Annotated in this window: 6 protein-coding genes; 3 read left to right on the top strand and 3 right to left on the bottom strand. The window is 65.8% G+C overall.

Features of this window, described 5'->3' with window-relative positions; genetic code table 11:
• Positions 1 to 262 precede the first annotated feature (262 nt).
• Positions 263 to 2,932, bottom strand: a complete 2,670-nt coding sequence (locus IAG41_RS22495) for a winged helix-turn-helix domain-containing protein (RefSeq protein ID WP_316251211.1) — start codon at positions 2,930 to 2,932, stop codon at positions 263 to 265.
• A 473-nt stretch (positions 2,933 to 3,405) separates the two neighbouring features.
• On the opposite strand from IAG41_RS22495, the gene IAG41_RS22490 reads away from it, so the two are divergent.
• From IAG41_RS22490 to IAG41_RS22480, 3 genes are all read left to right on the top strand, one after another.
• Positions 3,406 to 7,131, top strand: coding sequence for an autotransporter domain-containing protein (locus tag IAG41_RS22490; RefSeq protein ID WP_187730940.1), 3,726 nt, complete (start codon positions 3,406 to 3,408; stop codon positions 7,129 to 7,131).
• Positions 7,132 to 7,212: 81 nt separating this feature from the next.
• A complete protein-coding gene (locus IAG41_RS22485; protein WP_187730939.1) occupies positions 7,213 to 8,394 on the top strand; it encodes a TIGR03032 family protein in 1,182 nt (393 codons plus the stop codon).
• Positions 8,395 to 8,456: 62 nt separating this feature from the next.
• Complete coding sequence (locus IAG41_RS22480) at positions 8,457 to 9,776, top strand: Nramp family divalent metal transporter (protein WP_187730938.1); 1,320 nt, start codon at positions 8,457 to 8,459, stop codon at positions 9,774 to 9,776.
• Positions 9,777 to 9,942: 166 nt separating this feature from the next.
• On the opposite strand, the gene IAG41_RS22475 is transcribed toward IAG41_RS22480, so the two are convergent.
• Together IAG41_RS22475 and IAG41_RS22470 are read right to left on the bottom strand one after the other, a co-directional pair.
• Positions 9,943 to 11,301 carry a glycoside hydrolase family 27 protein gene (locus tag IAG41_RS22475; protein ID WP_187730937.1) on the bottom strand — a complete coding sequence of 453 codons (1,359 nt, stop codon included), beginning with the start codon at positions 11,299 to 11,301 and terminating at the stop codon, positions 9,943 to 9,945.
• A gap of 135 nt (positions 11,302 to 11,436) precedes the next feature.
• Positions 11,437 to 13,308: a hypothetical protein gene (locus tag IAG41_RS22470; RefSeq protein ID WP_262408845.1), complete on the bottom strand. Its 1,872-nt coding sequence runs from the start codon at positions 13,306 to 13,308 to the stop codon at positions 11,437 to 11,439.
• Positions 13,309 to 13,665: the final 357 nt, after the last annotated feature.

The following is a 13,665-nucleotide window of genomic DNA, read 5'->3' as shown; positions in this document are numbered from 1 at the left end:
GCCACCCTCCGCATCATCGCTGATCGGGGAAACTCGCTCCCGCGATTACCCCATGTTCGTTCAGCTAGGCGTCGAATGACGGCAAACGCCCCACTTGCGGACATTCGTTCGACATCCCAGGATGACGACATGGAGACGACCGAAGAATTACTCGCTCGCTACTCTGAAGGAGAGCGATCGTTCGGAGAAACGCATGTCATGCAGGTGCTTCTCCGGTCAGGGTATTGATGGCTTGTCCGCGCGTCCGTTAAGCACATTTTTGTCATGCAGTCGGAGTCGCACCGACCAGTAGAGTTCGAGTCATGTTGATGCGGGACTCCCAGAAGAATGCGTCTTGGTCGCGCGCCTGATCCCTAGCCTTGTCCAGCAGCGCATCGGAACCCTGCGTCGAGATCGAGGCCCTGATTCGAAGAAGCTCGGGTAGGCACCAATGCGCCCCGGCCTGATCTGCCTCTCCTATTGTGCCGTCCATCGTAATAGCGGCCTCGCTTGCGTGCCCCAGTTCGGCAAGCGCGCCCGCCAGACTGCCGAGCGCCAGCGCATGCAATGGGCCGAATGGGCGGGAGCGCAGGCGGGCGATTGTTTCGATGAGCACGGAAGAGCTGGCGGTGCCCCGGCTCGCCGCAAGCCACCCGGCCAAGCCATGGGCGACGGCGTACCATGTTGGAATCGCTTCGGCCTCCGCCAGCGCGACGAGCTTCGCGATCATGCGCTCTGCCAATTCATTTCGCCCAAGCAGCAGTGCGATCGGGCAATAGCTGCTCGCCAGCACATAGATCATGCTGAGCGAATGGCGCATGTCCTCCGCTTCGGCTAACGCCGCCGCGGCCATGCGCAGCGCCCCGTCGGACTGGCCTAGCAGCAGGGCGATACGCGCGCGATAAGCCAACACGAGGATGCGCTGATCATATTGATAGGGCAGGTTGGCGAGACTGCGCTCGGGCCAGGCGAAATATGCGAGCGTGCGGTCGAGCCGCTCCAGCGCGCCATGCTGATTGCCCAGCAGATGGAGCGTGATGCCAATCAGGCGATCGGCGGTGACAGAATGGCTGCGGTCCGGCATGGTTACGGCAAGCGCCTCGAACTGTTCGGCGAAGGCAAGTGCACCGCGCGCATCGCCGCTGTTAATGCGGTCGAGCCATAGGGCCCAGAACCCGCGCAGCAAATGGCGTGACGAATCCAGCACCGTCGCCGACAGGATCAGCGCGTGCGCCGTCGTGGTCAGTTCCTGACCTTGGCCGATAATCGCCCCCAGCGCGCCGACCAGCTCGAACTGCAGCGCCATGCGCGTCGCGGGTGCGACACGCTCGGCAATAGTCAATGCGCGGCGAAGTTCGGTGGCGCATTGCTCGACGCGCCCCTGCTGCGCCCAGAACGGTGCCGCCGCCAGCGCCAAGGGAATCGCGAGGTCGCGCTGCTCGGGATCGGCATGGGCCGTGAGGAGCGCCGTGCCGATATTGCCTAGATCAATGAATGGCAGCGGCGCGCCCTGTTCGAGAATTGCGAGCACGCACCGCGCGTGGCGCCGCGCTGCGTCTTCCCGTTCGCTCGCGCGGGCGAGCAGGTCCGCGGCGAATGCGCGCATTGGCCCCTGCAGGTGAAACCAGAATCCGTTTTCACCCTCCTCGGTCGCCAGCATCGATTTCGTCACCAGGCTCGCCAGCAGTGTTCCCGGCGACCTTTCACCGGGCGGCCTCCCAGGCGCGAACGCGTGCACCGCAGCCAAGCCGAACCATCCCTCAAAACAGCTGAGCTGGCGGAACAGCCATTGCTCGCAGGCATCGAGCCGATCGTAGCTTGATGCGAATGCGGCCTCGAGCGAGCGGTGCCGGGGAACGGCGGCACGCGCCGTAGACATTGTCAGCACGAACTTATCGTCGAGCAACGTTGCTAGGCTCTTGAGGCCCAATGCCTCGACCTGGCCGGCGGCGAGGTCGAGCGCCAGGGGGTGGCCACCCAATCGACGGCAGATTTTGGCAATCAATAATAGGCTGTCGGTGTCGCGCGGGGCATGGGCGTCGAGCCGATCGAGGAATAGCGCAACGGCTCCGAAGCAGCCGACTTCATCCTGTGAGAGGGGTTCGCCCTCCGGCGGCACGGCGAGAGGGCGAACGCGTATCACCACCTCACCCGCAAGCGCCAAGGGCGCGCGGCTCGCGGCGAGGAGCGTCGCACCGGCAGGGCTCTCGGCCACGCCCGCGGCGATCTCCACGACGGCGTCGAGTACGTGCTCGCAGGTATCGAGCACGAGCAGCAGCTGCCGGTCGCGCAAGGCCGCTACCATCGCTTGTCCATTGTTGCCCGCGGTGGGCGGCAAGGCGAGCGCGCGCGCAATCATCGGTGCGACCTCTTGCGGGCCGGTGGCCGATGCGAGATCGACATAGACCGCGCCGCCCGTGAACCGGGGCTCAAGCATCTGCGCCGCAGCGACCGCCAGCAGCGTCTTGCCGATCCCCCCCGGTCCCGTGACCGTGACGACGCGCTTTCGCGCCACCGCTTCGCCGATCCGGGCGATTTCCTGTTCGCGACCGATCGGCCTGCGATAGCGCGACGGCGATGTCCGCCGGAGCGGAATCGGAGCGGGTGCCGATGCGGGATCATGCGAGCGCACATGGCAGACGAAACGATAGCCGCGGCCGGATACCGTCGCGATATAACGGCATGCATCGTTGCAACGCAGCCGGCGCCGCAGAGAGGCGACCTGCCAGCGCAGATTGCATTCGGCGACGGTACGATCTGGCCACATGCGGGCAGCCAGCGCATCCTTCGAGACGATCTCCCCCGGTCGTTCGAGCAGTGCGAGCAGCAAGGCCGTCTCGGGTCCGCCCAGCGGTACAATATGGTTGCCGTCTGTCAGTACATTGCGGGCTGGAAAGTAACGGAAGGTCCCGAAGGCGATACAGGATTCGTCCGGGGAAGCTGCCTCACTCACGCCTTGACTCCAAAGTGCCCGTCAGTTCGTTCCAACACGCCGGAACAGGCCTTTCCATGAGAGAAGACGCAGCCGACCGGTGATCTCCTCAGCAATGCAACGAGGGGGGGCACCGGCCCCGCTTCATAGACGGCTATCGGCAGCCGAGGAGGTCCCCGGACCCCGCGCCCACATCTTCCAACAATCTCACACTGGCCCTGGAGCATGGTGAACGGGTTTGCTGCGCGCCGAGGAAACAGGGTCGAATGGTGCCGGCGACGGCGCGGCGATGCTCGTCAGATCACGGACACGAGGTGTTCGTGGGCGGGCTTGCCGCGTCGGGAAGTCAGCGGCGCCGATCGCGTTTTCGCAAAAATTGGGCGTGCGCCCGTCGGGTGCGCGCGGTCGGCTTCCTCATGAAGCCGGTACCGCGCGTATTTTTCGTTTTCGTTTCAGGCGCGCGCGCAGGTCGCAAAAATCAGGAGAGTTCTTCAGTGCCGCATCTGGTTCGTACCGCTACCGCTACCGCTACCGCTCTCGCTTTCCGGCCACAGCTTCGCCGCAGTCTCCGCATCAGCACCTGCGCTTCCGCAGTCGCCGCCGCCCTGCTGCTCATGCCGGGCGCCGCGCTGGCGCAGAACGCGTGCGGGGCTCCGGTGCTGGGTCAGGTGACCTGCTCGCTCGCCGCCGCGCCTTTCTCGAACGGCATTATTTATCCGATCGCGTCCGATGCAGCGCCGCAAGACCTGACCGTCCACCTCGAGGATGGACTGTCCGTCGAAACCAGCGGCGACTATCAGAGCGGCATCACCGTCACCAACTGGACGGGCGGGGTCGAGATCAACGGTTCGGGTGGGTCGATCACTACGCATGGCACCGGCTCTATCGGCCTGGCGGGCGTCACTGATGCCGGCGACCTGACGATTGCGATCGGCGACGTGCGGACCGAGGGCAGCGAGGCGCATGGCGTCGTCGGCCGCAGCGTTTCGGGCGGCATCACGATCGACGCAGGCCATGTCGCCACCAGCGGGTACGGTGCCAGCGGTATCGATGTCATTGGCTATTCGGGCGCGATCGCGATCCACGCCGATACGGTCGAAACCTCGGGCTATCTTGCCAAGGGCCTCCACGCGGTCAGCAGCCAGGGCAGCCTGTCGATCGACATGGGCGGCATCGTGACCAGCGGGGATTTCTCGGCCGGAATCGACGCGCAGGGCGGCCAGCGCCCTCCCGCCGACGAGGTCTATTACGGCAATATCCACTTCGGCCCCGATGTCGTGGTCGATATCAAGGCGGGCGACATCGCGACCGCCGGCTATAGCGCGGACGGGATCGACGCGATCAACTTCACCAATGGCACCACCAACGTGTCGGCGGATCATGTCGCGACCAGCGGCGATACCAGCTGGGGCATCTATGCCGGCAGCATCGCCGGCGCGGTGAACATCGAGGCCGGCAGCGTTTCCACCACCGGCAACTATGCCGATGGCGTCCGGGGCGTGAATCTCGGCACCGGCACGGTCAGCATCCATGCGGGCAACGTCTCGACCACCGGATATTTCAGCCACGGGATCTATGCGTCGGGCGACACGGGAGACGTCTTCGTCGACGCCGGCAGCATTCACACGAGCGGCAACTATAGCGCGGGCGTTCGCGCAGTGAACTATGCCGGCAATCTCGATATCAAGGCCGGCGACATCGAGACCAAAGGCCTTGCCGCCAACGGGATCATCGCGCGCAACGTGCAAGGCAACGTCTCGGTCGATGTCGGCCAGATCACTGCGAGCGGCAGCGGCATCCAGGCGTCGAGCTTCAATGGCGACGTCTCGGTCCATGCCGGAACGATCGAATCGCACGGTACCTTCGGCAACGGCATCATCAGCGTGAGCTATACCGGCACCGACACGATCTCGGCAGGCTCTGTGACCACTACCGGCCTGTTCGCGACCGCGATTCGCGCGCAGGGCGCTACCGCGGTCAGCGTCGATGCCGACCACATCTCCACTTCGGGCGACTATGCCAACGGCGTGCTCGCGATCGGTTCGCAGGGCATCGCCCATGTCAGCGCCGTCCGGGTCGAGACCGCCGGCGTCAGCGCCAATGGCGTGGTCGCGCTCGGCAAGGGCGACATCGACCTCCATGTCGGCACGGTCGTGACGCAGGGAGATGATGCGCGCGGCCTGGTGGCGCAGGGCTATGGCAACGTCATCATCGATGCCGGCAGCATCACGACCATCGGCGCGATGGCACACGGCATCTGGGTGAAGAATCCGGATGATGACGAGGATGGCGAAAGTGCTGCCGGGGATGCAACGCCGCGGGACTTCGCCATCACCGCCGGGTCGATCAAGGTCGAGGGCGCTGGCGCGATGGGCATCTTCGCTCTCGGCACAGGGGTCATCGATGCGAAGGTCGGGACGGTCATCGCGGCCGACGCGCAGGCGATCAAGCTGGTCACTCGCCAGGAGGCCGGCCTGTCGATCACGGGCACGGTCGCCTCGGCCAACGGCAATGGCGTCGAAATCACCGGCAGCGATGTGACGGTCGCCATCGCCAAGGGGGCGACGGTGTCTGGCAAGGTGGGGCTCGTGGCGAACGCGGCCGGCCCCTGGCAGGGCGGTGACGAGACCAGCGTCCGCGTCGCCGAGGCCGCGCCGGGCGTCGCGCATATCGACAATGCCGGTACGATCACGGGTGACGGGCTGGCGATCCAGGTCAATTCGGGCCGGGCGATCATCACCAACAGCGGCACGCTGAACGGCGATGTCCGCACGCTTTCCTACGACGACAGCCTCACCAACAGCGGAACCTGGATCCTGGGCGCCGGGACCGATTTCGGCGATGGCAACGACACGCTGATCAATACCGGCACCATACAGTTCCGCGGAACTGCCGCCGCGACATGGGCAACGGCGGCAGTTGGGCCGCAAACCGTGACCCTCGCCGGCCTCGAGACCTTCAAGAACAATGGGCTCATCGATCTGCGCGGCGGCGCTGCGGGCGACGTCTTGACTATACCCGGCGCCTATGTCGGCAACGGCGACGCCCGGATCGGTCTCGATATTGGCGCAGGCAAGGCGGACAAGCTGGTGATCGCCGGCGCGGCGACGGGCTCGACCACGATCCTGCTCGCCAATCTCACCCCGGCCAATGCGACCCTGGCGGCCGAACCGCTGACGCTGGTGACGGCCGGTGCGGGTAGCGCGCCCGACGCGTTCAAGGTGGCCAACGGATCAGTCGGGCTGATCCAGTACGGCGTGGCCTACAACGCCGCGAGCAAGAGCTTCGGGCTCGTTTCGACGCCGGGCGCACCGGTCTATCGCCTCGGCAAGCTGGCCGAGGGCACGCAGGCGATCTGGCTCAAATCGTCGGAAAGCTGGACCAGCCACATGGCCGAGCTACGCGACACCAGGGATGCGGGCGGCCGCCTGTGGGGCCAGATGTTCGGCGGCTTCGATACGCGCGACGCAAGCTCGACCGCCGGCGGCGCGTCGCAGGATCTCGGCTATCGCCAGGATTATTACGGTGGGGAGCTCGGCTATGACGCCTTCCGCAGCAACGGGATCAATGCCGGCGTGATGGCGGGCTATGTCAGCTCGAAGCAGCGCTTCCAGGCCGATGGCGACCGCGCCACCTATGACGCGATCAACGTCGGCGGCTATGCCGGGCTGCGCAAGGGCGCCTTCTTCGCCAACGCACTCCTCAAATATGACCATTACGCGGTGAAGGTCTCGAGCAATGCGCTAAAATGGTCGGATCGAAGCAATGCCGACGCTTTCGGGGCTGCGATCGATGCGGGTGCGCGGCTGGGCGGGGACAAGTTCTTCGTCGAACCGGCCGCCGGGCTTGTCTGGACTTCGACAGCGATCGGCGACCTGACAGCGCTGGGCCAAACACTCGATTTCGACAGGGCGACCGGTTTGCGCGGAAAGGTTGGCGCGCGCCTTGGGGGCACCACGACGCTCGCGGCAGCGACCGTCACCCTGTATGCCGCGGGCAATTATATCCATGAATTCGAGGGCGAAAATGGGGTGAAGTTGATCAGCGGCGGCACCAGCCAGCACGTCATCGATTCGCGGCTCGGCGACTACGGGCAACTGACCCTGGGAATGAATGTCCTGTCGCGTGGCCCGCTCTCGGGCTTCATCGAAGGCAATGCAAACGTCGGCAGCTCCTATTCCGGTGGGGGCGGTCGCGCGGGCATCCGGTTAACGTTCTGAGCGCGGATGCCCCGTCTCCGCCGGAGCCCGCATCGCGTGGCTCCGGCGGTTTTTCGCAAATTGAAACGTCATAAAGGCACAATGACCAAAACCACGCAAAGCGACGGCGAGACCGTCCAGGGGGCGCCTACCCCCGCGGTCCACAAATCTACCGGCGCCGCATCGGCTCGGGGCGCCGAGTCAGCGCAGCCGAAGCCGGGCGCGACCAACATCCAGGTGTCGCGCGGGTTCAACGGCTGGCTCCGCAGCCACCGGCTGAGCCTTGCCTTCACCAGCTACCAGACCGGCCAGCTGTTCCTGGTGGGCAGCCATCCCAACGGCACGGTCTCGTTCAACCAGCAGAATTTCAGCCGCGCGATGGGCGTGTGTTGGAAGCCCGGGCGGCTCTATCTCGGCTCGCTGTTCCAGCTTTGGAGGCTCGAGAACATGCTGCGGCCCGGCGAGATCGGCAACCAGGCGTTCGACCAGGTGCTGGTCGCGCGCAACGCCCAGACCACGGGCGACATCGACATCCACGAGGTCGGCGTCGACAAGGAAGGCCGGGTGATCTTCGTCAACACCAAGTATAGCTGCCTGTGCACGCTCGACCTGACGCACAGCTTCAAGCCGATCTGGAAGCCGCCCTTCATCTCGAAGCTCGCGCCCGAGGATCGCTGCCACCTGAACGGCATGGCGGTGCACGACGGCGAGATCCGCTACGTCACCGCGGTCAGCCGCTCAGATGTCCTGTCGGGCTGGCGCGAGCGGCGCCACGAGGGCGGCGTGCTGATCGACGTCCAGACCAGCCGCATCATCACCGACGAGCTGTCGATGCCGCACAGCCCGCGCGTCGTCGGCGACCAGGTCTATGCGCTGGACTCGGGTCGCGGCCAGATCATCCGGGTCGATCCCGCGACCGGTGCCAAGGCCGACATCGCCTTCTGCCCGGGCTTCCTGCGCGGGCTGGCGATCCATGACGGTCATGCCATCGTCACCGTATCCAAACCGCGCGACGGCACCTTCACGGGGCTGCTGCTCGACAGCCAGCTCAAGGCGCGCGACGCCGAGCCGTGGTGCGGGGTGCTGGTGGTCAGCCTGTCGACCGGAGACATCGTCGAGTGGATTCGGCTCGAAGGCCATATCACCGAACTGTTCGACGTGGCGGCGATGCCCGGTATCGCCTGTCCGATGTCGGTCGGTCCGGCCACTGCCGAGGCGCAGAGCACTATCAGCTTCGATCCGCTGTCAGCGTCGCCATCCGAAGTGATCCAAAAGGCGGCGTGAATTGGAGTGACCGTTTTTCTCCACATGACATGACTGATCGCGTGGTCCAGCTTAATGGCGCAATGCGCCTTCAGCTCCCTCGTGTCGCCTCCGCGCCCTTCTGTCCCGCAGAGGTCCAAGGCACGATCGCGATGCCGTCCGGCCTGCCCGGCTGGCGCAAATTGCTGCGCTTCGCCGGGCCCGGCCTGCTCGTTGCGGTCGGCTATATGGATCCCGGAAACTGGGCGACTGATATCGAGGCCGGCTCGCGCTACGGCTACGACCTGCTGTTCGTCGTCGTCCTTTGCGGCCTGGCGGCGATGCTGCTGCAATGGTTGGCCATGCGTCTCGGCCTCGTCGCCCGGCGCGATCTCGCCCGAATGGCACGCGAGCGCTACAGCCCCGCCGCCTGCCGCCTGCTCTGGCTCCTTGCCGAGCTTGCGATCGTCGCGACGGACATTGCGGAAGTGCTCGGCACCGCGCTGGCCTTCAATCTGCTGCTCGGCGTCCCGCTCTGGGCAGGTGTGCTGCTAACCGGCCTCGACACGCTGATCGTCCTCGGCCTCAAGGGGCACGGCTTTCGCCAGCTCGAGGCAATCGTCCTGGGCCTGATCCTCACCATCGCCCTGTGCTTTGCGACGCAGCTCGCCATCGTCGGACCCAGCATGAGCGGCCTGCTGCATGGCGTGACACCGAAAATCCGAATCTTCGCGGAGCCGCATGCGCTTTATCTGGCGGTCGGCATTCTCGGCGCGACGGTGATGCCGCACAATCTCTATCTGCACAGTTCCGTCGTGCAGACGCGCCTGGCGGCGCCCGGGCCGGCCGGCACCCGCGATGCGCTCCGGTTCGCGACGATCGACATATTGGCCGCGCTTATTTTGGCGACACTCGTCAACGCCGCGATCCTCACGCTTTCGGCGGCAACCTTCCACAGCAACGGTTTCACCAGCGTCGCGGAGATCGAGGACGCTTATCGCCTACTCGAGCCGATCACCGGCGCGGCCGCAGCGGCGCTGCTGTTCGGCATCGCGCTGCTGGCTTCGGGCCAGAGCGCGACTTTCACCGGCACGATCGCAGGGCAGGTGATCCTCGAGGGCTTTCTCGACCTCAACATCCCCTGTTGGCAGCGGCGCGTCATCACGCGCGGGCTCGCGCTCGTGCCCGCGCTGGCGGGCGTGCTGTGGCTCGGTGAGCACGCCGTTGGGAAGTTGCTGGTGCTTACCCAGGTGGTTCTGTCGCTGCAGCTGCCTTTTGCAGTCTATCCGTTGATCCGTTTCACCAGCGACCGCGAAATCATGGGCGCGTTCGCCAGCGGACCGCTGGTTTGCATCACGGCCTGGAGCCTGTTCGGCCTGGTCGTGGCCGCTAATCTCTGGCTGGTAGGGCGCTGGTTGCTTTAGGTCCGTTATTGGGCCGTAAGCTGTCAGGACGGTTTTGGTTGAGATCAGGCGGAACCGCTCCATGGCCGATGGCCACTCCCGTCGCCAAGCGTCACTACCCGCCCCTCGATCCGCAGGCCCGACTGGTTCGCGCCGGGCCTCAACGGCCGCCAGTTGACCTATCGCCTCACAACGCGTGAACACGATAGAGCGCGCAATCGTGCGGTGCGAGCGTCGTGCCGATGCTCTTGCGCATCAATCCGACATTCGCATGCCTCCAGAGGTCGCGGACACGGGCGGCGCCCTCGAAGCCGAGCTTGTTGAGCGGGAGCGCGACTTCTCGCATCCCAGAATCGAGATTGAAAAGGGCGACGTAGAAATCGTCCGAGCCGTCAACTCGCGCCGACCAGATTGCCGTCTTGTCCGCGATGAAGTGGGGCCGATTTTCGCGGCTCGACTGATTGACGGCGATCACTTCGCGGTTCGTCAACAGTGCGCGCGTCGGTGCATCGAGATATCGCAGGTCGCCCCCCATGATCAGCGGCGAGCGGGCGACGCACCAGAGCGTCATCAGCGTACGCTGCTCGGGCGCGGTGAATTTCGTGTCGCGTTTGCCGAGTGCCAGCCGACCGAGCGGAAGCATGTCGGCATCCGGCCATGCCCCCGGGCGACGGAAACGCGTCCAATCCGCCAGGCGTGCAAACTGCGCTTCGAGCATCGACCATTCGTCCCAGAAATCGTCGCTGATCCTCCACATCTGGGCATGGCGGGAGACATGCTCGCCGCGATCGAGCGGGGTTTCACCAGGAGACAAGCTCAGGATGATCGGGCGTCGCGAGGCCGCGATCGCCTTGGTCGCCGCCTCGATCTCGAGAACGTGGGCATCGTAGGGGCGGCTCATATCGTCCATCTTGACGAAATCGATCCCCCACCCCGCATAAAGCGCGAAGACGCTGTCATAGTAAGCCTGCGCGCCCGGCCTGGTCATGTCGACACCGTACATGTCAGGATTCCAGGGGCAGATGCTCTCGGTATTGGCAATGTCGGCGGCGCGATAGCGGGTCCCTAGTATTGGGAGATTGCGCCTGACCGCCAGGCGCGGGATACCACGCATTAAATGGATGCCGAACTTCATCCCCAGCGCGTGCACCGTGGAGGCCAGCGCGGTGAAACCCGTTCCATCTGCGCTCGAGGGAAAGCGATTGGGCGCCGGGATCAGGCGCCCATAGCCATCCATCGCCGGAACGGGATCGGCGGCATAGGTGTAGCTGGCGGCGTTCGGCTCGTACCACTGGATGTCGATCGTGAAGACGTCATAGCCGCACGGAAGCAGCTCGCGCGCCATGATCTGCGCGGTTTCTCGCGCCTGCGCCTCGTTGATCGTCGTGGCGAAGCTGTTCCAGCTGTTCCACCCCATTGGCGGATGGGGCGCAAGCGGCGCAACGGCCGACTTCGAAGCGCGGGCCCGGCCCCCGGCCGTCGCCAGCGCCGTCGCGCCTAGGCCCGCAACGAGCGCATCGCGCCTGGTTACCATCGGTTCCTTCATCGCCACGCTCCTTGGTCTAATGCGAACGCCGACAGATCGACCGAAGTCGTCCAGCTGGTCGGGAGCCAAACAGGCCTGCCAGCCGGGCCGATGCGCAATGCCGGGCCGCACGCCCGACCGAGCTCGGTCGCATCCCTATTTCGCATCCCCGAAAAACAAGCCGCGCCCGTCGGTTCCGACATAGACCCGGCCGGCGCGCCGCGGATCGCCGGAAACCACGCGATATCGTCCGCCCCACCGGTGACGGTCGTCATCGATACGCGCCCAGTACCGCCCCAGGTCCAGCGACCGCCAGATGCCGCGAACCCCTTGCAGCGTCCCGATCGCGAATACCGTGTCCTTGCCTAGACCGAACAATTCAACCTCGAGTCCGCCGCTGGCTGGAACGAAGCCGCGTCCACCATCGATGCTATGGAACAGCCGCGCCCCGACCTGCAGCCACAGATCGCCCCTGCGCAGCGGCGACGCCACGAGAGGAGACTGCGATTCCCGATTGCGCGGCCGCGCGGCCGTCAGGTCCGCCGGAAGCCCGGCGCTCGCGATCGGCGCAAAGCTGGTGCCGCCGTCACGCGACACGAGAAGGCGGTTCCTCTCGGTATCCAGGGCATAAAAGATCCTAGGATCGACCTTGTCGGCGACGGCCCGGGTTCGGCCCGGCAAGCCAATTATTTGCTCCCAGGTCCGGCCGCGATCGCGGCTGACCTGTGGGACGGGCGCCGCCACCACCATCGCCGAGCCGTCGGCCGATATAGTGATCGGCGCCTCGCCCATGAGATCCTCGCGCCGAGCGGGTTGCCCCATCGCCGGAACGCGCACCGGCGTCCAGGTCCGTCCGCCATCCTCGGATCGCCCAAGCGAGGCGTCGCGCGGGCGATCGGCATATAAGCTGCCGCTGCGCACGATAATATTCGGCACCTTGCCCGCATAGTCGAGCGTGTTGGTGTTCGAGAGATAGGGATTGATGAAGCTAGGCTCGGGCGAGCGTGCGAGATCGTCATGCACAAAGCCTGCAAGGTCGCCGAAGCCAGAGATCAGCGCAGCGCCGCCGGTCGGCGATATCAGGGTAATGACGGCGGTCTGTTCGATGCCGTCAGTCCAGGGTGCCCAGTCGATGCTGCCCACCGCGTCCGATTGGCGCGTCGCGTACACGGTCGCGCCAGTGGTGTAGGCGATATGGGCCGGATCGAAAGGATCGATCGCCAGACCCGAGATCCAGTGACCGAAATCGGCGCCCTTGCCCTCGTGGCGCAGGAACGGCGTGGCCGAGATGTCGCGCCGGCTGCGCACACCAATATCCTCCCAGCTGGTGCCGTCGTCGCGCGTGATCCAGAGCGAATCGCCGGCACTGTAGCGGTCGATGGTGGTCACCGCGACGTTACCGGGTCTGGATCGGGCCACTGCCACGCCCAAAAAGCCGCCCTCGGCGCCCGTCGCCCGCCAGGACGGTGGCGTCACGTCGCGGCCCTGCCCTTTGGGATCAAAGCGCCAGACGGCACCGGTCCTAGCGTCGCTTGGGCCGATGCCGCTCGCATAGCCGACCCAAAGGATACCGCGCGCATCCACCACGCCCTTTACGGCGAGCAGGTTCGGCCCGGTGACCGCGTTCCAGCTCGCGCCGGCATCGTCGGAGCGATACAGCGAGGCGCCGGCGCCCTCCGCATTCCCCGCCCAGATCCGACGGGACGCCCCCCCGCGAGTGCCACTTGTCGGGTCGATCGCGACGAACGAGATACCGCCATGGCTGCCGCGTCCGCTGGGCTGACCGAGGCCCTTGAGCGGAAAGCCTGCGACCTTGGACCAGCTCGCGCCGGAATCTCTGCTCTGCCACAGCCCGTCATGGCGCGAGCCGAAGAAGAGCCGGCGCGGCGCATTCGGGTCGACGGCCAGCCGCTCGCCGAGACCGCGGCCCGCTTCGTTGCCACCCATGGCGAAAGGCACCGGAACGACCTGCCAATGCGCGCCCCGGTCGTTCGAGCGCAGGATGGCGGCCGGCAGCCGCGCATTCATGCCCGCCGCCATGTACACGACATTGGCGTCCCCGGGGTCGGGAGCGATGCTCTCTATCCCCATATAACTCGAAACCGCATTGTCGTCCTGGAGCGGCAACCAGCGCCCGGCCCCGGCGTCCCAGCGATAGGCTCCGCCCATATCGGTTCGCAGATAGGCAAGGCCGCGCTCGGCTGTGCTGAAGACGAGGTTGGGCGCGTAGCCGCCGGCACCCACTCGCACATTCTGCCAATGGTACGGAACGCTCCGCGGGGCCGTATCCTGCGGCGCGAGAGCGGCGCGCGGGGCCCAGCCCGTCCCCGCCAGCGCTATTGCGATCACGGCACCGCGTGCAGCGGAGTTCATCTATTCATCCTT

This window comes from Sphingomonas sp. JC676 (assembly GCF_014489075.1).
Classification (GTDB): Bacteria; Pseudomonadota; Alphaproteobacteria; order Sphingomonadales; family Sphingomonadaceae; genus Sphingomonas.
Note: the sequence above shows the minus strand (reverse complement) of the source record. Positions and strands in the feature narration are given on the sequence as shown.

Coding starts and splice junctions, on each gene's coding strand:
- IAG41_RS22485 (WP_187730939.1), top strand. CDS start 7,213: ATGACCAAAACCACGCAAAGCGACGGCGAGACCGTCCAGGGGGCGCCT.
- IAG41_RS22480 (WP_187730938.1), top strand. CDS start 8,457: ATGCGCCTTCAGCTCCCTCGTGTCGCCTCCGCGCCCTTCTGTCCCGCA.
- IAG41_RS22475 (WP_187730937.1), bottom strand. CDS start 11,301: ATGAAGGAACCGATGGTAACCAGGCGCGATGCGCTCGTTGCGGGCCTA.
- IAG41_RS22470 (WP_262408845.1), bottom strand. CDS start 13,308: ATGAATGCGCGGCTGCCGGCCGCCATCCTGCGCTCGAACGACCGGGGC.